Raw genomic sequence first — 19182 nt, forward strand, 5'->3', positions numbered from 1 at the left:
CGATCACCACCTCTCGGATCCCTCAGGACGGATGTATTCCCATGAAGACCCTTGTCTCGGCCGCCCTCGGCCTCGGGCTGCTCGCCTCCGCGGCGCAGGCCCACGCGGTGCTGGAACGCAAGCAGGCAACCCCCGGCGCCTCGTATCGCGGCGTCGTCCAGATCATGCACGGCTGCAACGGCAAGCCGACGACCCGCGTGAGCGTCACCATCCCGGAGGGCCTGATCGGCGCCAAGCCGATGCCGAAACCCGGCTGGACCCTCGCGACGACGCGCGGACCCTACGCCAAGACCTACGCGACCCATCACGGCACGGCAGCGGAGGGCGTGACGTCGATCACGTGGAGCGGCGGCTCCCTTCCGGATGATCAGGTCGACGAGTTCACCTTCCTGGCGCAGGTCGCCGGCACCTTCGAGCCCGGCGCGACCGTCTACGTCCCGGTCCAGCAGGATTGCGCGGAGGGCAGCTATTCCTGGTCGGAGATCCCTAAGGCCGGCCAGGACGCCCACGACCTGAAGGCGGCCGCGCCGTCCTTCCGGATCGTCCAGGTCGCCCAGGCGGGCGGCGCGCCGACCGCGGGGACGGCCGCGGCCGCGACGACCGTGAAGGCCGGTGACCTGACGATCGAGACGCCGTGGCTGCGCGCCACGCCGAACGGCGCCAAGGTCGCCGGCGGGTACGTGCGCATCACCAACACGGGGAGCGCGCCGGACACGCTCACGGGCGCCGCGGTGCCGTTCGCCAAGAGCAGCGACATCCACTCCATGTCGATGGAGGGCGGCGTCATGAAGATGGCGCCGGTCACGAACGGCCTGACCATCAAGCCCGGCGAGACCGTGGAGCTGAAGCCCGGCGGCTATCACCTCATGTTCGAGGACCTGACCGGCGCGCCGAAGGCGGGCGAGACCGTCGCGGGGACGCTCACCTTCCAGCGGGCCGGCGCCGTGCCGGTGACCTTCACGGTGGCGCCGATCGGTGCGGGCGCGCCGGGCGGCCAGCACCAGCACCAGCACTAGCCGCCCGGGACCGAGCTTCGGCCGCCGGGCGACAGCCGTGACGCGAGCAGATCCACGAGGCCGGGCCGCCGCGGCGCCCGGCCGTCGCGGCCGCGCGGACCTTCGGGTCGCCCCCGCGCGGCCGGCGCGCGCGCTCGCCCGGATCGTGGCGCTCCTCGCCCTCTACGCCCTGGCGCTCCAGGGCGTCCTCGGCGGCCTGGCCTCCGCCGCCGCGGGGCCGGACCACGTCCTCTGCCTCGCCGACGGCGGCCCGACCGATCCGGCACCGGCCGGCAAACAGCTGCCGGCCCCTCACCGCGGGGATTGCTGCGTCGCCTGCCACGCGGCCGGGCCCGCCACCCTGCCCGCGCCGTCGACCGTCGCCGCCGTGCCGGTGGCCCGACCCGCCGCGGCCGCCGCCGCCCGGCCGCGGCGCGTCGCCCTCCCGCGGGCGCCCCCGCGTCCCGGCCTCGGAGCCCGCGCCCCGCCCGTCGTCTGACCGATCGCCCCGCCTTCCCGATCGCCAGACACGGATCCACACCATGCCCCGCCAGTTCCGGGCCAGCCGACGCGCCGCGCTCCTGCTGTTCACCTGCGCGACGCCGGCCGCGGCCCAGACGCCGTCCGCCGCCTCGGTCACCCTGTCCGAACTCAGCGTCGTCGGCGCCGCCGCGACGGACGCGCCGTCGGACGAGACCCGCGGCTCGCTCTCGGTGCCGAGCGTCGACCGCCAGAGGGCCGCCCTCGCGGGGACCGTCGGCTCCGTGGCCTTCGTCGACACCGCGGCGCTCCAGGACCGCTACACCAACACGCTCCGCGACGTGCTCAAGGACGTGCCCGGCGTCTACGTGCAGGAGCGCTACGGGCAGGAGCTGCGCCTGTCGGTCCGCGGCTCGGGCATCGCCCGCGCCTTCCACCTGCGCGGGCTGGAGCTGCTGCAGGACGGGATCCCGCTCAACCTCGCGGACGGGAGCGGCGACTTCTATCAGGTGGACCCGCTCGCCCTGCGCTCGGTGGAGGTCTACAAGGGCGGCAACGCCCTCACCTTCGGGGCGACGACGCTCGGCGGCGCCGTCAACGCCGTCACGCCCACGGCCTACACCGCGCTGGCGCCCAACATCCTGCGGGTCGACGGCGGCAGCTTCGGCACGATCCGCGAACAGGCGCAGATGTCCCGCATCGACGGGCCGCTCGACGGGCTGGTCAACGCGACGCTGACCAATTCCGACGGGTTCCGCGCCCACGAGGCCCAGGCCACGAAGAATTTCAACGCCAATATCGGCTACCGGATCGCGCCCGACATCGAGACCCGCTTCTATCTCGGCACCTACATCACCGATCAGAAGCTGCCGGGCACCCTGACCCTCGGCCAGAGCCTCTCGACGCCGACACTGGCCAACCCGACGGCGATCACCGGCAACCAGTCCCGCAAGGTCGAGACGGAGCGGATCGCGAACCGCACCTCGTTCCTGCTCGACGTGGGCAAGCTCGACGTCGACACCTGGGCGATCCACAAGAGCCTGTACCACCCGATCTTCCAGGCGATCGACCAGGACGGCTGGACCTACGGGATCAGCCCGCACTGGGCCGGGACCCTCGATCTCGGCGGCTTCCGCGACGACGTGGTGCTGGGCCTGCGCGCCTTCGCGGGCCAGAACTCCGCGCTGCAATTCGTCAACGTCCGCGGGCAGCGAGGCGCGCAGACGCTCAACGCCCTTCAGAGCGCCTCGAGCCTCGAGGCCTACGGCGAGAACCGATTCTGGTTCCTGCCGGACGTGGCGCTGATGACCGGCGCGAAGGCGTTCTCGTCGAACCGGACCTTCAGCGACAAGGGCGGGCTGCCGGGCAACCCGAACCCGCGCTTCGCCGACGTGACCTACGCGGGCGTCAACCCCAAAGTCGGCCTGCTGTGGCAGCCGCGGCCCAACATCCAGATCTTCGGCGATGTCGTCCGGTCCCGGGACGTGCCGGACTTCTCCGACCTCGTGCAGCAGAACCTCCTGAGCACGACCTTCGTGCCCCTGCGGGCGCAGCGCGCCTGGACCTACGAGGCCGGCGCCCGCGGGCGCTTCGACCGCCTCGCCTTCGACGTGACGCTCTACCGGTCGGACCTGCGCGACGAGCTGATCAACTTCGCGACCAATCCCGGCCTCAACATCCCGGCCGCCACCTTCAACACCCCCCGCTCCGCCCACCAGGGCGTCGAGGCGGCGCTCACCCTGGACCTCGCCCGCGACCTCGCGGCGGCGGGCGACGGGCTCAGCGTGACCCAGATCTGGACCCACAACGACTTCCGGTTCGTCGGCGACCCGGTCTTCGGCAACAACCGCATCGCCGGGATCCCGGCCGACGTGCTGCGCACCGTCCTGAGCTACCGGCACCCGCGCGGCTTCCACGTCGCGCCGTCGCTCGACTGGGTGCCGCAGGGCGCCTTCGCCGATCACGCCAACACCCTGCGGGTGCCCGGCTACGCCCTGCTCGGCGTCGAGGCCGGCCTCGATCTCGCCGACGGCGTCGCCCTGTTCGTGGATGCCCGCAACCTCACGAACGCCCGCTACGTCTCCGACATCGCCGTGGTGGCGAACGCCGCCGCGACGGCGGGCGGCCCGGCCACGCTGGCCGCCTTCTATCCCGGGAGCGGCCGCAGCGTCTTCGGCGGTATCCGCGCCTCGTTCTGAGCGCGGGTGCCGCCATCCGCGGCACTTCTCCAGATCCCGGGCGGCGGGTTAAGGTTAAAAAAACATGAACCCTGCTGTCCGGGCCAATCGGCGCTAGGATTGCGGCGTCGTCCGAAAGCCACGGACGGAGCGTCCCGGATCGGAACGAGCCGGGCCGTCGGACGGCACAGGAGAGGCAGATGAACGGCTTCGATGTCACGTTCCGGGACGATCAGGACTGGGTCGATTTCGGCAGGTCCTACGTCAACTCGGAAGCCTTCAAGGCGCTGTTCCGCGACGGGATGACCCTGGTCGAGGAGACGGCCGCCTATCTCGACGGCGAGGGCCGCGACGAGTCGCGCCTCGTGTCCCGGGACGCGACGCTCAGCTACGCGGCCGAGAGCATGCGCCTGACCACGCTGCTGATGCAGATCGCCTCGTGGCTGCTGGTGCAGCGCGCCGTCGCCGAGGGCGAGATGACCCCGGCCGAGGCCCTCTTGGAGAAGCACCGGGTCAAGCTCGGCACCGCCGAGCCGCCGAAGCAGCAGGATTTCAACCTGCTGCCGATGCGCCTGCAGCAGCTGATCCTCCGGGCCCGTCGCCTGCACAGCCGCATCCTGCACCTCGACGCGCTGATCGCCGAGGACCGGCCGACGCCGCAGCCGGTGGAGAGCCCCGTCGCCGCGCAGCAGGGCCTGCTGCGGATGGCCTTCCGCATGAGCGAGGGCTGAGCGGCGCTCCCCGGAGCGTCGCCGCCGCGCGAGGCCGGCGTTCCGGCCCCGACGCTCAGAACGCCGGGAACTGGCCCGGGAACTGCTCCTTCAGGATCTGGCGGATCGCGTCGTTCTGGAACGCGTGGACCAGCTTCGGCACCCAGGGCTTGCCCGTGTCCGCCTCGCGGACCACGATGACGTTGTTGTAGGAGTTGTCGACCTTGGACTCGATCGCGATGGAGTCCTTGCCGGGGATCAGGCCGGCATCGACGGCGTAGTTGGTGTTGATCACCGCGGCGTCGAGATCCTCGAGGCTGCGGGGCAGCTGCGCGGCGTCGACCTCCTGGAACTTCAGGCGCTTGGGATTGTCGACGACGTCGAAGACCGTCGGCAGCAGGCCGACCCCGTCCTTCAGGCGGATCAGCTTCTCGGCCTGCAGCAGCAGGAGCGCCCGACCGCCGTTCGACGGGTCGTTCGGGATGCCGATCTGCGCGCCGTCCTTCAGGTCGCCGACAGCCTTGATTCGCTTCGAATACAGGCCGATCGGCGTCACGATCGTCTCGCCGACGGGGACGATCTTGTAGCCGCGCGCCTTGACCTGGTTGGCGAGAAACGGCTTGTGCTGGAAGGCGTTGGCGTCGAGGTCGCCGGACTGGAGCGCCTCGTTCGGCAGCAGGTAGTCGGAGAACACCACCAGGTTGATGTCGAGCCCGTCGCGGGCCGCGATCTCCTTGGCCTTCGCCCAGAGGACTTCGGCATCCCCGCCCATGATGCCGACCTTGATCTTGTCCGCGGCCATGGCCGGCGCGACGGCCAGACCGACCAGGGCGAGGAACAGCAGCAGAAGACGTCTCATCGGATCTCGATCCTAGCAGTGCGTCCGGAGAGCCTCGGCCCCCGGACAGGCGGGCCGCCCGCGCGGCGGCGTTCCGGCGAACCGCGGGTGACCGGGGAAGGATACGACGGCCCGGCCGCGCTTTGAATGCGCCGGCGGCGGCCGGACCCGGCCGCGGAGGCCGCGGGCACGGCCCGTCCGAGAAGAAGCGTTCCCGTCCCCGCATCCGGACGCGCGGTTCGCGCCAAGGTCCGGGCGATCTTCGCAAACCCGTCCTGTGGATAACGCGCGCGGCCGCGCGCCGCCGCGCACGAAAACGGGCGGCCCCGCCAGGGACCGCCCGTCTCGTACAGCGTCGCCGTGACGGCTGCGGCGCTCAGCGCTTGCCGAGGTTGCCGAACCGCGAGTTGAAGCGCGACACGCGGCCGCCGCGGTCGAGCATCTTCTGCTCACCGCCGGTCCAGGCCGGATGGGTCAGCGGATCGATGTCGAGATTGAGGGTGTCGCCCTCCTTCCCGTAGGTCGAACGGGTCTGGTACTCGGTACCGTCCGTCATCACGACCTTGATGAAGTGGTAATCGGGGTGCTCGGTCCCCTTGGCCTTCGCGGCCGCGTCCTTCGCCATGACCTTGGTCCCTGTCTGGCACGCCGGCGGGAAGCGCAGGAGGCGCCGCCCGGCCCGGAATGCGGAAGATGTCACCGGTTGCACCGAACCATGGGTTCGTGGCAACGGCACGTCCAAGCCGACCGTGGTGGCGGCCCGCGGCCATTGAACACACGCAATCGGATGAGCGGCGGCCTATACCGCAGCCGCTCCCCGGTCACAAGCGCCGCGGACCGGGAGAACGACAACACGTGAGGCGTGATGGCCCGTAAAACCAAGGCGGCCGCGGCCGGCCGACCCAGAGCCCCGCTGAGCGCCCTCCGGCCGCTCCTCCCCTTCGCGCTGCGCTACCGCGCGCGGATCGCCGCGGGGCTCGTCGCCCTCATCTGCGCGTCGGCCTCGACGCTGGTCGTCCCGATCGCCATGCGCCGGGTCATCGACCACGGCTTCACCGCCGACGGCTCGAACGTGATCGACGCCTACTTCCTCGCCCTGCTCGGCGTCGTCGCGGCCTTCGCGCTGTCGAGCGCGGCCCGCGTCTACACGGTGGTGACGCTGGGCGAGCGGGTCGTCGCCGACCTCCGCAGCGCCGTCTTCGCGCGGCTGACCCAGCTCGATCCGGCGTTCTTCGACCGGGCGCAGTCCGGCGAGATCGTCTCGCGGCTCACCGCGGACGCGACGCAGATCAAGTCGGCCTTCGGCGTCTCGGTCTCGATCCTGCTGCGCAACCTGTTCCTGTTCGTGGGCGCCACCGCCATGATGGTGGTGACGAGCCCGCGCCTATCGGTGATGGTGCTGGCCGCGATCCCGATCATCGTCTTCCCGCTGATCGTGTCGGGCCGCGGCGTGCGCCGGCGCTCCCGGGCGGCCCAGGACCGGCTCGCGGAGGCCTCGGCCTACGCCGCCGAGGCGGTCGGGGCGGTGCGGACGATGCAGGCCTTCGGCCGCTCCGACTCGACGGCGGCCCGGTTCGCGGCGGCCTCCGAGGAGGCCTACGGCGCCGCCCAGGCCTCGATCCGGGCCCGCGCGCTGCTCACCGGCGTCGCGATCTTCCTGATCTCGGCCTCGGTGGTCGGGGTGATGTGGTACGGCGCCCAGGGCGTCCTGAACCACACGATGACGGGCGGCGAGCTCTCGCAGTTCGTGCTCTACGCCGTGTTCGGCGCCGGCGCCCTCGGGCAGCTCTCCGAGGTCTACGGCGACCTCGCCATGTCGGCCGGCGCGGCCGAGCGGCTCACCGAGATCCTCGCCGCGGAGCCCGCGATCCGCGCGCCGTCCCCGGCCCTGCCGCTGCCCGAGCCGGCCCGGGGCGCGGTGGCCTTCGAGGACGTGCGCTTCGCCTACCCCACCCGCCCGGAACACGCCGCCCTCGGCGGCCTCAGCTTCGCGGCCGCGCCCGGCGAGCGCATCGCCATCGTGGGCCCCTCCGGCGCGGGCAAATCGACGGTGTTCCAGCTGCTGCTGCGCTTCTACGACCCGCAGGGCGGCCGGATCGTGGTCGACGGCGCCGACATCGCCCAGGTCGATCCCGAGCGCCTGCGCGCCCGCATCGCCCTGGTGCCCCAGGACCCCGTCGTGTTCTCCGGCACCGTCACCGAGAACATCCGCTACGGCCGCCCGGAGGCCGGCGAGGCGGAGGTCCGGCGCGCGGCCGAACTCGCCAACGCGCACGGCTTCGTCTCGGCCCTGCCGCAGGGCTACGCGACCCAGGTGGGCGAGCGCGGCGTGACCCTCTCGGGCGGCCAGCGGCAGCGCATCGCCATCGCCCGGGCGATCCTCAAGGACGCGCCGATCCTGCTCCTCGACGAAGCCACCTCGGCCCTGGACGCCGAGTCCGAGCGCGCCGTCCAGGCCGCCCTCGCCACGCTGATGCAGGGCCGGACCACGCTGGTGATCGCCCACCGGCTCGCCACGATCCGCGCCGCGGACCGCATCCTGGTCCTCGACGACGGCCGCATCGTCGAGACCGGAACCCACGAGAGCCTGCTGGCTCAGGGCGCGCTCTACGCCCAGCTCGCGAACCTGCAGTTCACCGACGCGCTGGACGAGACGGCGCGGGGCAAGGAGCCCCGCAGCCGGGGCGAGCGCCTGCCGGTCGCCGAGTAGCCGGGTCGCGCCCGGAGCCGCCCGGGGCGGCGCCCGTCCGCGCGACGGATCGCCGGTGCGGGGTGCGCGGCCTCAGTGCGCGGACGCGGCCTGGCGCTGCCCCCGGGTCGCGGTATCCTGCGCCCGCTCCGCCGCGGACTGGATCTGGCCGACCTGGGCCACGATCGTGTCGGTCGCCCGCACCATCTGCCCGGCCAAGTCCCTGACCTCCGCGGCCGCGGCCGCGAAGCCCCGGCCCTCTCCGCCATCGCGGGCCGCCTCGATCGCGGCCCGGAGCGCCATCAGGCTGGTCTGACCGGCAATGCCGGCCAGGAGGCCGGTCGCCGCGTCGGCCGCCGCCGCGGCGGACGCGGCGTCGTCCGCGGCCCGCACGCCCGCGCGCAGGTCTGTCAGCCCGTCCTCGAAGACCCGCACGGCCGCGGCAATCGCGCTGGCCTCGTCCCGCAGGGCGACGTGCGGCCGGGAGTGATCGTCGGCTCCGGGCCGAACCGCGTTCAGGGACAGGCTGAGCTTCGACATCGATACGGTCTCCCTGGATCGGCCGCACCATGGGACGTCAAGGATAACGATGCGTTAATCCAGCAGAGCTGCGGCGCGCACAGGAGGAATCGGCGCCCGCCGGGGGAATTACCGCCTATCTCTTCCGGCTTCTGGTGTTCGAAGCTCTCGTAAGACGATCGGATGCTGGCTTGATCGGCACATGCACCTGGGAACGCGGAGCGAGATCGCCGCGAAACTGGTCACCGGACGCGGGCCGCGCGCCGACACCCCCTGTGGCGCCGCGACGGCCCATAGCGCTAGCGCTCGGTGAGCTTCATCTCGATCCGGCGGTTGCGGGCGTAGGCTTCCTCGGTCGCCCCGGCTTCCAGGGGCTGAAACTCGCCGAAGGCGCCCGCCAGGAGGTGCTGCGGCGGGATCCCCTTGCCGGCGAGGAACTGCACCACCGCGATGGCGCGCGCCGCCGAGAGGGACCAGTTCGACGGGAACTGCGACGTGCTGATCGGGCGCGCGTCGGTGTGCCCGTCGACGCGGAGCACCCAGGGCAGGTCCGCCGGGATCTGCTTGGCGAGCTCCGAGACCGCGCCGGCGATGCGGTCGAGCTCCGGCCCGGCCTCGGGCTTGAGGGTCGCGGAGCCGGCCGGGAACAGCACCTCGGATTGCAGCACGAAGCGGTCGCCGACCACGCGGATGTCGGGCCGGTTGCCGAGGATCTGCCGCAGGCGGCCGAAGAAGTCGGACCGGTAGCGGGCCAGCTCCTGGACCTTCTGCGCGAGGGCGACGTTCAGCCGGCTGCCCAGCTCGGCGATCCGGGCCTGGGATTCCTTGTCGCGGCTCTCGGAGGCCGCGAGGGCGTCCTCCAGGGCTGCGAGCTGGCGGCGCATGGCGCTGATCTGCTCGTTGAGCAGGTCGATCTGGGACTGCGCCCGCCGGGTCGCGCCGCGCTCGGTCTCCAGCTGCTTGTCGAGGGTGCCCGCCGCGCCCTGGCTGACCGTCGCGGCCTCGGCCTGCACCTTGGCCCGGTCGCGCTCGGCCTCGACGCCGGCGAGCGTCGTGCGGAGATTGCGGGCCTCCTCCTCCTGGTTGCGGCGGTTCGTCCGCTCCAGGGCGAGGAGGTCGGTGAGGTCGGCGATCTGGCGGTTGAGCCTGGCCAGGGTCTCGTCCCGTCCGGTCAGCTCCTGCGACAGGAAGAACTGCCCGACCACGAAGACCGTGAGCAGGAAGACCACCGACAGCAGCAGCGTGGCCAGCGCGTCGACGTAGCCGGGCCAGACGTTGAGCGTCCGCCGGGTCCGGGTCGCCGTGGAGGCCACTAGACGCGCTCCCGGCCCAGCCGGTCCAGCACCTGCTTCAGCTCGCGCTCGCGGCTCGCCTGCGCCTCGACCCAGTCGCGGATCATCTGCTGCTCCGCGCGCATGTGCTGGACGAGCCCCTGGATGCCCTCGGCGAGGTTGGTCATCGCCTGGGTCGCCGCGCGGCTGCCGCCGCCCTCGGCCACCAGGGCGCTCAGGCGGTCGACCGCCTCCTTCAGCTCCTGCGTGCCGGCGGCCGGCCGCGCCGCGGTCGCCGCCGCCGCGACCGGCGCCGTCTCCGGGGCTGCCGCGCCGGACATCAACCAGTCCTGCAACTCGTTGTGGAACCGGGCATGGGCCTGGCCCGCCTGCAGTTCCAGGAAGCCGGTGATCAGCGACGAGGCGAGGCCGAACAGCGAGGCCGAGAAGGCCAGACCGATGCCCGAGAGCGGCACCGCGAGGCCCGATTTCAGCTCGTCGAACATCACGCCGGCATCGCCGCCGCCGCGCATGCCCTTGATGACGCCGCCGACCGCCGACAGCGTGTCGATGAGGCCCCAGAAGGTGCCGAGCAGGCCGAGCAGGATCAGGATGCCGGAGATGTAGCGCAGGATCTCGCGGCCCTCGTCGAGGCGCACCGCGATCGTGTCGAGGTAGCCGGTCGTCCCCGGCAGGGTGGCTCCGCCGGCCCGCGCGGCGATCATCGGCGCCATCGGCGCCAGCAGGGCGGGCGGCTTCTTGACCTGCGCGCCGCCCGCGACGGCGTTGACGTAGGCGGTCTCGCGGAACAGCCGGACGACCTGCCCGAAGGCGATCAGGACGGCGATCAGCAGCACACCGAGGATGAGCCCGTTGAGCCCGGGATTGGCCAGGAAGGCCGGTGTGATCTGCCGGAACAGAATGAAGGCCAGGAAGCCTACAAGGATCAGGAAGATGACCATCCGCCCGAGATAGATCCCGGGCTGTGCCAGCGGCCCATTCTTGTCGTCGCCGGTTTCTCGGGCGGCCATCGATCGTTCTAGCCTGATCTCACCACGCGGCAGCCGGCCATCGGCGCCCCTCGGGGGGCACTGTGGGGGTAGGCCCGCACGCGATCAAGTCTCGGGAAGGTCATCGCGGAGCTATGCCCAGGCCGATCGAGACCAGTCCCGCACAAAAGGCTTAGCGGCCCGCGACCGCCTTACGCCAAACCGGCATCCACCGGGCCGGACAGGGCGCTAATCCCAGAAATGCGGCGCGGTCTCCTCGAGATTCGGCCCCAGGCGGAGGGCCGCGACCCGCGTGGCGAGGCCGCGCGCGTCCGTCTCCACCGCGATGCCGCACAGGGTGCCCTCGCCGACGGCGACCTCCCAGCGGGAACCGGGCGTCTTCTGGATCATGCGGCGGATCGGCTCGTCCTTCTGCATGCCGATCACCGAATCGTAATCGCCGCACATGCCCGCATCCGACATGTAGGCCGTGCCGCCGGGCAGGATCCGGTGATCCGCCGTGGGCGTGTGCGTGTGCGTCCCGACGACGAGGCTCGCCCGGCCGTCGAGGTAGTGGCCGAAGGCCTGCTTCTCGCTCGTCGCCTCGGCGTGGACGTCGACGATCACCGCGTCCGCCGCCGCGCCGAGGGGGCAGGCGGTGAGCTCGCGCTCCACCGCCGCGAAGGGGTCGTCCATCGCGTCGAGGAAGACCCGGCCCATCACGTTGACCACGAGGACGCGGGCGCCGCCCTGGGTCTCCACGACCGTGGCGCCGCGGCCCGGGGTGCCGGGCGGATAGTTCGCCGGCCGCACCAGGCGCGGCTGGCGGGCGATGAACACCATCGCCTCGCGCTGGTCGAAACTGTGGTTGCCGAGGGTGACCGCGTCGGCGCCCGCCTGGATCAGCTCGTCGCAGATCGTCTCGGAGATGCCGAAGCCTCCGGCCGCGTTCTCGCCGTTGACCACCACGCAGTCGAGGCGCCAGCGCTCCCGGAGCCGTGGCAGCTGCTCGCACACCACGGTGCGGCCCGAACGCCCGACGACGTCGCCGAGGAAGAGCAGGCGCATGGGTCAGGCGGTCCTGTCGCAGCGGATCACGCCGTCTTCGGTGATCACGAACTGGAGGGGGCGGTCGTGCGGCTCGGCCGGCACCCGCGCCACCTGCTGGGCAGCGAAGCCGATGCCGACGGTCAGGACGGGGTTCGTCCGGGACAGGCGCGCGATCGCGCCGTCATAGTAGCCGCGGCCGTACCCGATGCGCTGCCCGGTCCGGTCGAAGGCCGCGAGCGGCACGATCAGCGCGTCGGGCTCCACCGGCGGCAGCGACGGGTCGGGCTCGCTGAGGCCGAACCGGCCGGCGACGAGGGCGTCGCCGGCGCGCCATTCCCGGAACACCAGGCCGTCCGGCGTGACGTGCGGCAGGGCGACGGCCTGCCCGCGGGCGCGCAGGCCCTCGGCGGCGGGCCGGGGATCGACCTCGCTGCGGATCGGCCAGAAGGCGCCCACGAGACGGGCCTGGGCGAGCTCGGGCAGCGCGAGGAGCGCGTCCCCGATCGCCGTCGAGGCCGCCTGCCGGGCCGCGGGATCGAGGGCGTCGCGGGCGGCGAGGGCCGCGGCGCGCAGTTCCGCCTTGCGGGCGGCGTCCGGAGCCTCGGTGCCGGTTCTGGGAGAGGTCGGGTGCGGAGCCACGTGAGCCGTTGGAGGATCGATCCCGGGAAACCTACAGCGTAGGTGGGCGCCGTGTTGGCCAAGTCCAGGGACGAGGCCAGGGACAGCTCCCGAGGGAGTCGATAAGGCCCCGGGGATAGTGCTCCTGACGAACTCTGCAGCCCCGCTCCCATCATGTAGCGGTCCCGGCGCGTTCCCGCCAGGGCCGGGCGCCGCAAAATCCGCGGGCCGGTCCGTCAGGCCGGCCCGCCCGGCCCGTCCTTCGTCCCGGCGGCCCGCGCCCGGGCCACCGCCAGGATCGCGTTGCGGCCCTCCTGGTCGGCGATCGACTGCCACAGGCCGATCAGCTCGCTGAGCTCGGCCAGCGGGCGCGGCGCCGGCGCCCCGAAGAACGCGGCGAGCGGGACGCCGGTCGCGGCCGCGATCCGACGCAGGCGGGCGCTGGCGTCGCGCCGGCCGCCGCCCCGGTCCTCGACGCCGATCGCTTCCATGGCAGAGCACCTGAATTAGAGTACAGATCGCAGCTTGAAGCGATTGTTGCGTCTTGGAAGAGCCAATACAATTTATCCGATCGGGGAATAGAGCAGCCCGAAGGCGTTATCCACGCCGATGTCTGAACGCATGGGTCTGGGTCGGCGGGCGCTGCGGCAGCGCGGCGTGCGGGACATCCGGACGGTCCCTCGGCGGCCCGCCGCGATGCGACGCCGCGTCCGCGCCGCCGACACGCTGCAGCAACACCGGGACCGCGATGAACGAGGCGTGCGCGGGAGCGCGCCGCGCGGATTTGATTTACCACGCTCCCAGTCATCCGAGCCGCTCGGGCGCGGATCGCGGTCCCGATCCATTGTCAGGAGGCTGCGCGACTCTTGCAGTGGGGAAGGCACCCGCGAGGGACCGACCAGGTTTGAGACGACGGTGACCGATCGTGGCACAGATCGACCATAACATCGCTGTCGCGACGTGGCTCACCCCCGTGCAGCCGGCCCATCCCGAGCGTCCGGGCCCGAACCGCCCCGACACCACCGCCGAGCTGGGCGACCTGTGGCGGATCCTGTGGCGGCGCAAGCGGCTGGTCCTCGGGACGGCGCTGATCCTCGGCCTGCTCGCCCTCGCCTACGCGCTGATCACGCCCTCCCTCTACACCGCCACGGCGCAGATCCTGATCGATCCCCGCGACCGCCAGGTCGTCTCGAACGACGTCAACCCCGCCGGGCTTTCGCCGGACGGCGGCATCGCCCAGGTCGAGAGCCAGGTGAAGGTGATCGAGTCGGACGCCGTGCTGGGCCGGGCGGTCGATCAGGTCGGGCTCGCGACCGCGCCGGGCTTCGGCGCGCCGCAGGACGGCGTCGTCACGCGGGTCCTCGGCGAGCTCCGCGCGCTGGTGGCCGGGCCGAGGGCGGAGCGGCCCGTCGACGCCCGCGGCCGGGCGCTGGACCAGCTGCGGCGGCGGCTCGCGGTCAAGCGCGCCGACAAGGTCTTCGTCATCGATCTCGTGGTCACCACGACGGATCCCGACCTCTCGGCGCGGATCGTCAACGCCATCGCGAGCGCCTACCTGACGGACCAGACCGACGCCCGCTCGGACGCCGCCAAGCGCGCCGCGGGCGAGCTGCGCGGCCGCCTCGACGAGCTGCGCAACGCGGTCAACGTCGCCGACAAGAAGCTCGAGGATTACAAGGCGCGCAACGGCCTGATCGCGTCGAGCGGCCGGCTCGTGAACGAGCAGCAGCTCACCGACCTGAACGCGCGGCTGGTCGCCGCGCGGGCGCGAACCGCCGACGCCAGGGCGCGGCTCCAGGGGATCCGGGAGGCGCGCGGGCAGGCGATCGGGTCCGGGGCGATGCCGGAGGCGGTCCAGTCCTCGGTGATCGAGCGCCTGCGCGGGCAGTACGCGGAGCTCGCCGCCAAGGAGGCGGACCTGCGCACCAATCTCGGCGAGCGCCACCCGTTCATCGCCGCGGTGCGCGCCCAGATGCAGGACGTCCGCCGGCTGATCGACGCCGAGCTGAACCGCATCGCGGGCGCGGCGGAGACCGAGGCCCAGCGCGCCCAGGCCAACGAGCGGACCCTCGCGGCGGAACTGGAGCGCCTGCAGCGGCAGTCGGCGGTGAACGCCCAGTCGTCGGTGCAGCAGCGCGAGCTCGAGCGCGAGGTCGACGCGGCGCGCTCCGTCTACAACGCCTTCCTGGTGCGCGCCCGGGAGATCAAGGAGCAGACCAGCATCGACAGCTCGAACGCCCGGATCATCACCGCGGCGCGGCCGCCGCAGGATCCGAGCTGGCCGCCGCGGCTGATCCTGGTCGCCGCCGCCCTCGCGGGCGGCCTCGGCCTCGGCGCCGGCCTCGCGCTGACGCGGGAATATCTGGCGCCGACCGTGCTCTCACCGCGGCAGCTGGAGCGGCTGTCGAACGCCCCGGTGGTGGCCGTGCTGCCCGGCCTGCGGCCGCGGGGCGCGAGCGCGAGCGCCGCGAGCCTCACCCTCGACCACTTGGCCGCGACCTCCGGCGAGAGCGGCCACGCGCTGGCGCTGCTCGTCACCTCGGGCGAATCCGACGAGGCCGAGCGCCAGGCGGTGATCGGGCTGCTCGCCGCGGTGGCCGTCGCGCGCGGCGACCGCGTCCTGCGCGTCGACGCCGACCTGCGGGCGGACGGCTCCGGCACCGGCGGCCTCCTCGACGTGCTCCGCGGCGAGCAGAGCCTCAACGCCGTGACCCGGACGGACCCGGCCTCCGGCGCCCGCCGGGTCGGGCTCGGCGACACCGAGAAGCCCCTGCGCGACGCCCTGACCCCAGCCAATGTCGAGCGCTTCATCGCGGGCGTGAAGGGACGCTTCGACCTCGTGCTCGTCGACGGCGGCGTGCTGACCGAGAACCTGCGGCTCGGTCCCCTGGCGGCGGCCGCCGACCGGCTGCTCCTCGTCGCCTGCAACGGCGCGACGCGCCAGCGCGACCTGATCGACCTCGTCGACACGTCGGAGGCGCTGGGCCGGCCGATCTCCGGCTCCCTGCTCCTGACCCGGCGCAAGGCGTGAGGACCCTCCGGCAGACCGGCTTCGCGCGCCGCCACGATCCGGCGGCGCGCACGGGTCCGGTGCTGCGCGCCCTGCTGCGGGCGGAATCGGTGGCCCTGTCGGTCTGGGCCCTGCTCCTCGTCGGGGTCTCGGGCGGCCTCCTGTGGGTGCTCGGCCTCAATTACGAGGGGATCACCGGCTCGGCCGCCTCGAAGATCCACCCCGCCACCTACCTGGCGGTCGTCCTGATCGGCTGGACCCTGATGCGCGCGGGCAATCCGGTGGTCCCGGTGGCCGGGGCGCTGAACCGGCGGCCGGCCAGCGTGCTCCTGGCCGCCTGCGGCGTGCTGCTCCTCGCGCTGATCGCGGCCCGGGGCGGCGCGGGCCTCGCCGGCTCCATCGACACCTTCGTGCTCGCCGGCCTCGTCCCGATCCTCCTGATGGACCGGGACGCCGAAACGCTCGGGCGGCTGGAGACGATCTTCCACCTCGTGATGCTCGCCAACGCCCTGCTCGGCCTGTTCGAGCTCGCGAGCGGCCAGCGCTTCTTCCCCTACCGGTTCGACGGCGTGGCATTCGAGTCCGACACCCGCTCGGCGGCCCTCCAGGGCCACCCGCTGGCCAACGCGACCATGACGGCGTGCTACATCCTGGCGCTGGCCAAGGGCGGCGGCCGCCTGGCGCCGATGCCGCGCGCCGCCATGATCGGCCTCCAGCTCGTCGCCCTGGTCACGTTCGGGGGCCGCTCGGCCACCGTCACGACGCTGATCCTCGGCGGCGCTGTCGGGCTCGTGTCCCTGAACCGCACCCTGCGCACCGGCCGCGTCCCGCTGGCGGCGGCGGCCTGCGCGTGCTTCGCCCTGACCCTGCTGCCCGTGCTGGTCGCGGTCCTCGCCTCGGCCGGGTTCTTCGACACCCTGCTGGACCGGTTCGTCTCGGACGGCGGCAGCGCGCAGGCCCGGGTCGACATGCTCACGGTGTTCGACGCGATCCCGTTCCGGCAGCTCCTGCTCGCCCCCGACTTCCTGCAGGTGAACACGCTGCGCCGGATCTACGGCCTGGAATGGGGCATCGAGAACTCGATCATCTCGGCCGTGCTCTACCACGGCATCCTGGTCACGGGGGTGCTGGTGATCGCGGTGGGGCTCTACCTCGCCGAGATCGCGCGGGATTGCCGGCGCGGCGTCTGGCTCCCGATCCTGGCCTTCGTGATTCTCGTGAACACGTTCGAGGGCCTCGCCGGCAAGACGACCCTGCTCGCCAAGTTCGCCCTGATGCTCATCGTCCTGTTTCCGCCCCTTCCGCGCCGCGGCTGAGTGGGCGCAGTGCCGCGGATCGGTCGAGGGCCACCTCAGGGCCGGGCCCGCAGCCCGAGCGCCGCGATCAGGGCGGGATCGGCGACGTGCGCGTCGTCCATGAGGCCGAGGCCGTCGAACAGGTTCCAGAACGACCACGCGAACCCGTTCGCCTCCGCCGCCAGCCGCACGTCCCGGATGTAGGCGGCCCGGTCCGGCGCCCGGGACGCCGTGAAACGGGCGTCGGTGCGCAGGGCGCCGAACTCGCCCATCAGCACCTGCCCGCGCGGGATCCCGTAGAGGTCCGCCCAGGTCGCGACCGGCGCCATCGCGTCGGCGATGTAGGCCGGGCCGGGCGCGGCCTCGAAATACGCGTGCAGTTTCGCCTCGATCACCGCGCGGTCGCGCGCCTTCTCGGCCTGCGGCACCGTGCGGTCCGTCTCCATGCGCGCCCGCACCGCCTCGAGGGTCTCGCGCAGCGTGCCGCGGCTCCCGGGCCAGGGCACGGCGGTGAGCCAGCGGTAGAACGGCTCCTCGGTGAGCCAAGTCGCCCCCTGGTGGGAGAACAGGTACGGCTCGTAGAAGTGGAAGGTGTAGAGGAGCGGCGCGAACCGCGCGAGCGCGGCCGGATCCAGAGCCGTCAGGCCGGCGACGAGGCTGCCGCAGGAGCCGGTCGCCACCAGGGTGAGCGCCGGCGCGGCCGCGCGGGCCGCGGCCAGGAGCCCGTCCTGCACCCGGTTCCAGGCGCCGCCGCCGCAGGCCTGCGGCGGCTCGTTCACCGGCTCCAGGACCACGCGGTCCGTGCCCTTCCGCGCGCACAGGCGCGCGAGGTCTCCGACGAGGTCGCGATAGGCCGCGAAGAGCGGCGCCCGGTCCGAGCCGTAGAACGCGTCGGGCGTGTAGTGGTGGGTCGCGGCGTTCGCCTGGACATTGACCAGGACGCGCAGCCCGGCCGCCAGCGCCGCGTCGACGGCCTCCGACAAGGTGCCGAGGAGTTCGGCGCGCCGCGGCCCCGTGAAGGCCACGAACGGCCCGGGATCGAGGGGCAGGCGCACGAAGTCGAAGCCGAACCCGGCGATCCGGGCGAGGTCGTCGCGGGCCGGCACCGGCCGTCCGGCCTGGAAGGGCGGCCACGCGTAGTCGGTCCGCGGGGGCGGGTACTCGGCGGTCAGCGAGAACCAGGGCCAGAGGGCGATGCCCCGGCGCAGGGCGACCGGCGCGGGACTGCCCTGGACGGGTCGGACACCCGCACCCGCCGCGAGGACGCCGGCGAGCACCGACCGCCGGCTGGGGCCTACCATCTCGGACCGGCCGGAGCGGCGACGGGCTCGGCCGCGGTGGCGCGCGGCGCGCGGTCCGGGGCCGGCGGGTAGCCGCCGACACGGCGCAGCGCGTCCTCGTAGGCGGCCAGCACGGCGTCCCAGCGGAACTGCTCGGCGCGCGCCCGCGCGGCCTCGCGGGCCGCCGCGACCGCGGCCCCGTCGGAGAGCACGCGCTCGATGGCCGCGGCGCAGCTGTCCGGATCCGAGAAATAGAATTGCGCGTCCCCGGCCGTGCCCCGGTTGAACGGATTGTCGTGGGCAACCACGGCGTTGCCCGCCCAGAGCGCCTCGACCAGCGACGGGTTGGTGCCGCCCACCGTGTGGCCGTGGAGATAGCCCCGCGCGTGGACCCGCAGGGCCTGGACCTGCTCGGGCTCGTAGATGGCCCCGGGGAACAGCACCTCCGGCGAGGCGGCCGCCTCCACGGCGCGATGGTACGGGTTGCCGACCCGCAGCGTGCCGAGCACCACCAGCCGCACGCCGCGGGCACGGCGCGAGAAGGCCTCGACGAGCGTCAGGATGTTGTTGTCCGGTTCGATGCGGGCGATCGAGACGAGGTAGCGGTCGGGCTCGAGGCCGAGGGGCGGCGGCCCGACATCGGCCGCCGGGGGATCGCCGCCGTACGGGATGGTCGCGATGGCGCCGCGCGGCCTGCGACGGGCGAGGTGGTCGGCGATGACGGGATGGTCCGCCACCAGCCGCTGCGAGGACCACGCGGCGATCCACTCGCTGACGTAGAAGAAGGCGCGCACGGGCAGCGACCATTTCGGACGGCGCCACTCGATCCCGTCCATGTTGGTCAGGATACGCCCGCCCCGCGCCCGCAAGTAGGGCAGGAACGCGGCGCCGTTGTAGCCGAGCACGAGGCAGACGCCGCCGCGGGTCGCGGCGTCGTGGGCGCAGATGGCGTCGAAGGCGAGCGTCGCGACCGGACCGCGCAGGCCGATCTCCACGGTGATCAGTTCGACGCCGTTCCAGGTGCTCCGCACGATGCGGTCCCGCACCGCCTCGACATCCCTCTGGCAGTACACGCCGACCTGCCAGCCGCGTTGGACCAAGTAGAGCGCGAGACGTTCCGCGAAAGTCTCGAAACCACCGTGGGCGGCCGGGATACCGCGCGTGCCGAGAATAAGTAGTTTCGGTGCGCGGTCAGGCATGAAACTTCCTTTCCAATGTGTCGGCCCTATTGTAGATCCGCAGGATACAATCCCGACGACCG

17 protein-coding genes and 1 other RNA gene are annotated in these 19182 nt (G+C 72.8%); 7 read left to right on the forward strand and 11 right to left on the reverse strand.

Going from position 1 to position 19182, the window contains the following annotated elements; genetic code table 11:
* Nucleotides 1–41: 41 nt before the first annotated feature.
* From BM419_RS06010 to BM419_RS06025, 4 genes are all read left to right on the forward strand, one after another.
* Complete coding sequence (locus BM419_RS06010; protein ID WP_091925450.1) at nucleotides 42–1016, forward strand: copper chaperone PCu(A)C domain-containing protein; 975 nt, start codon at nucleotides 42–44, stop codon at nucleotides 1014–1016.
* A 37-nt stretch (nucleotides 1017–1053) separates the two neighbouring features.
* Nucleotides 1054–1494 carry a hypothetical protein gene (locus tag BM419_RS06015; protein WP_244540709.1) on the forward strand — a complete coding sequence of 147 codons (441 nt, stop codon included), beginning with the start codon at nucleotides 1054–1056 and terminating at the stop codon, nucleotides 1492–1494.
* 43 nt (nucleotides 1495–1537) lie between these two features.
* Entirely contained in the window at nucleotides 1538–3673 is a 2136-nt protein-coding gene (locus BM419_RS06020) for a TonB-dependent receptor family protein (protein ID WP_091925454.1), read from the forward strand.
* Nucleotides 3674–3852: 179 nt separating this feature from the next.
* On the forward strand, nucleotides 3853–4383 hold the full coding sequence (locus BM419_RS06025; RefSeq protein ID WP_020090682.1) for a protease adaptor protein RcdA: 531 nt from the start codon (nucleotides 3853–3855) through the stop codon (nucleotides 4381–4383).
* A gap of 55 nt (nucleotides 4384–4438) precedes the next feature.
* On the opposite strand, the gene BM419_RS06030 is transcribed toward BM419_RS06025, so the two are convergent.
* Together BM419_RS06030 and rpmE are read right to left on the reverse strand one after the other, a co-directional pair.
* Nucleotides 4439–5221 (reverse strand): MetQ/NlpA family ABC transporter substrate-binding protein, encoded by a 783-nt coding sequence (locus BM419_RS06030; protein WP_091925458.1) that lies wholly within the window; start codon nucleotides 5219–5221, stop codon nucleotides 4439–4441.
* 355 nt (nucleotides 5222–5576) lie between these two features.
* On the reverse strand, nucleotides 5577–5825 hold the full coding sequence (rpmE, locus tag BM419_RS06035; RefSeq protein WP_012322259.1) for a 50S ribosomal protein L31: 249 nt from the start codon (nucleotides 5823–5825) through the stop codon (nucleotides 5577–5579).
* A 240-nt stretch (nucleotides 5826–6065) separates the two neighbouring features.
* Here rpmE and BM419_RS06040 point away from each other — a divergent pair, with 240 nt between their 5' ends.
* Nucleotides 6066–7910, forward strand: a complete 1845-nt coding sequence (locus tag BM419_RS06040) for an ABC transporter transmembrane domain-containing protein (protein ID WP_091925462.1) — start codon at nucleotides 6066–6068, stop codon at nucleotides 7908–7910.
* Between the two features lie 72 nt (nucleotides 7911–7982).
* Here BM419_RS06040 and BM419_RS33180 read toward each other — a convergent pair whose 3' ends face one another.
* The 7 genes from BM419_RS33180 to BM419_RS06075 all read right to left on the reverse strand — a co-directional run bounded on the left by BM419_RS33180 (nucleotide 7983) and on the right by BM419_RS06075 (nucleotide 12827).
* Nucleotides 7983–8429 carry a methyl-accepting chemotaxis protein gene (locus BM419_RS33180; RefSeq protein WP_091925466.1) on the reverse strand — a complete coding sequence of 149 codons (447 nt, stop codon included), beginning with the start codon at nucleotides 8427–8429 and terminating at the stop codon, nucleotides 7983–7985.
* Between the two features lie 278 nt (nucleotides 8430–8707).
* Nucleotides 8708–9721: a peptidoglycan -binding protein gene (locus BM419_RS06050; protein ID WP_020090686.1), complete on the reverse strand. Its 1014-nt coding sequence runs from the start codon at nucleotides 9719–9721 to the stop codon at nucleotides 8708–8710.
* A complete protein-coding gene (locus BM419_RS06055; RefSeq protein WP_020090687.1) occupies nucleotides 9721–10710 on the reverse strand; it encodes a MotA/TolQ/ExbB proton channel family protein in 990 nt (329 codons plus the stop codon). The genes BM419_RS06050 and BM419_RS06055 overlap by 1 nt, the downstream gene beginning before the upstream one ends.
* Nucleotides 10711–10917: 207 nt before the next feature.
* Nucleotides 10918–11736 carry a TIGR00282 family metallophosphoesterase gene (locus tag BM419_RS06060; RefSeq protein WP_091925469.1) on the reverse strand — a complete coding sequence of 273 codons (819 nt, stop codon included), beginning with the start codon at nucleotides 11734–11736 and terminating at the stop codon, nucleotides 10918–10920.
* 3 nt (nucleotides 11737–11739) lie between these two features.
* Entirely contained in the window at nucleotides 11740–12357 is a 618-nt protein-coding gene (locus tag BM419_RS06065) for a 5-formyltetrahydrofolate cyclo-ligase (RefSeq protein ID WP_091925472.1), read from the reverse strand.
* Nucleotides 12347–12503: non-coding RNA, 6S RNA (gene ssrS, locus BM419_RS06070), on the reverse strand. The genes BM419_RS06065 and ssrS overlap by 11 nt, the downstream gene beginning before the upstream one ends.
* Before the next feature lie 69 nt (nucleotides 12504–12572).
* Nucleotides 12573–12827, reverse strand: coding sequence for a hypothetical protein (locus BM419_RS06075; protein WP_020090689.1), 255 nt, complete (start codon nucleotides 12825–12827; stop codon nucleotides 12573–12575).
* A 434-nt stretch (nucleotides 12828–13261) separates the two neighbouring features.
* Between BM419_RS06075 and BM419_RS06080 the strand changes: the two genes are divergently transcribed.
* Both BM419_RS06080 and BM419_RS06085 read left to right on the forward strand, forming a co-directional pair.
* Nucleotides 13262–15367, forward strand: coding sequence for a GumC family protein (locus BM419_RS06080; protein WP_091925475.1), 2106 nt, complete (start codon nucleotides 13262–13264; stop codon nucleotides 15365–15367).
* Entirely contained in the window at nucleotides 15364–16662 is a 1299-nt protein-coding gene (locus BM419_RS06085) for a VpsF family polysaccharide biosynthesis protein (RefSeq protein WP_091925479.1), read from the forward strand. The genes BM419_RS06080 and BM419_RS06085 overlap by 4 nt, the downstream gene beginning before the upstream one ends.
* 35 nt (nucleotides 16663–16697) lie before the next feature.
* Here the strand turns inward: BM419_RS06085 and BM419_RS06090 are convergent, their stop codons facing one another.
* Both BM419_RS06090 and BM419_RS06095 read right to left on the reverse strand, forming a co-directional pair.
* A complete protein-coding gene (locus BM419_RS06090; RefSeq protein WP_091925482.1) occupies nucleotides 16698–17942 on the reverse strand; it encodes a glycoside hydrolase family 5 protein in 1245 nt (414 codons plus the stop codon).
* On the reverse strand, nucleotides 17936–19120 hold the full coding sequence (locus BM419_RS06095; RefSeq protein WP_091925484.1) for a DUF1972 domain-containing protein: 1185 nt from the start codon (nucleotides 19118–19120) through the stop codon (nucleotides 17936–17938). Before BM419_RS06095 ends, BM419_RS06090 begins: the two co-directional genes overlap by 7 nt.
* Nucleotides 19121–19182: the final 62 nt, after the last annotated feature.

The sequence above is a fragment of the Methylobacterium sp. yr668 genome (assembly GCF_900116245.1).
Classification (GTDB): Bacteria; Pseudomonadota; Alphaproteobacteria; order Rhizobiales; family Beijerinckiaceae; genus Methylobacterium.

Excerpts from the sequence above, each read along its gene's own strand:
- BM419_RS06020 (WP_091925454.1), top strand. The coding sequence starts at position 1,538 with ATGCCCCGCCAGTTCCGGGCCAGCCGACGCGCCGCGCTCCTGCTGTTC.
- BM419_RS33180 (WP_091925466.1), bottom strand. The coding sequence starts at position 8,429 with ATGTCGAAGCTCAGCCTGTCCCTGAACGCGGTTCGGCCCGGAGCCGAC.
- BM419_RS06055 (WP_020090687.1), bottom strand. The coding sequence starts at position 10,710 with ATGGCCGCCCGAGAAACCGGCGACGACAAGAATGGGCCGCTGGCACAG.
- BM419_RS06040 (WP_091925462.1), top strand. The coding sequence starts at position 6,066 with ATGGCCCGTAAAACCAAGGCGGCCGCGGCCGGCCGACCCAGAGCCCCG.
- BM419_RS06095 (WP_091925484.1), bottom strand. The coding sequence starts at position 19,120 with ATGCCTGACCGCGCACCGAAACTACTTATTCTCGGCACGCGCGGTATC.
- BM419_RS06025 (WP_020090682.1), top strand. The coding sequence starts at position 3,853 with ATGAACGGCTTCGATGTCACGTTCCGGGACGATCAGGACTGGGTCGAT.
- BM419_RS06090 (WP_091925482.1), bottom strand. The coding sequence starts at position 17,942 with ATGGTAGGCCCCAGCCGGCGGTCGGTGCTCGCCGGCGTCCTCGCGGCG.
- BM419_RS06075 (WP_020090689.1), bottom strand. The coding sequence starts at position 12,827 with ATGGAAGCGATCGGCGTCGAGGACCGGGGCGGCGGCCGGCGCGACGCC.
- BM419_RS06060 (WP_091925469.1), bottom strand. The coding sequence starts at position 11,736 with ATGCGCCTGCTCTTCCTCGGCGACGTCGTCGGGCGTTCGGGCCGCACC.
- BM419_RS06010 (WP_091925450.1), top strand. The coding sequence starts at position 42 with ATGAAGACCCTTGTCTCGGCCGCCCTCGGCCTCGGGCTGCTCGCCTCC.
- BM419_RS06030 (WP_091925458.1), bottom strand. The coding sequence starts at position 5,221 with ATGAGACGTCTTCTGCTGCTGTTCCTCGCCCTGGTCGGTCTGGCCGTC.
- rpmE (WP_012322259.1), bottom strand. The coding sequence starts at position 5,825 with ATGGCGAAGGACGCGGCCGCGAAGGCCAAGGGGACCGAGCACCCCGAT.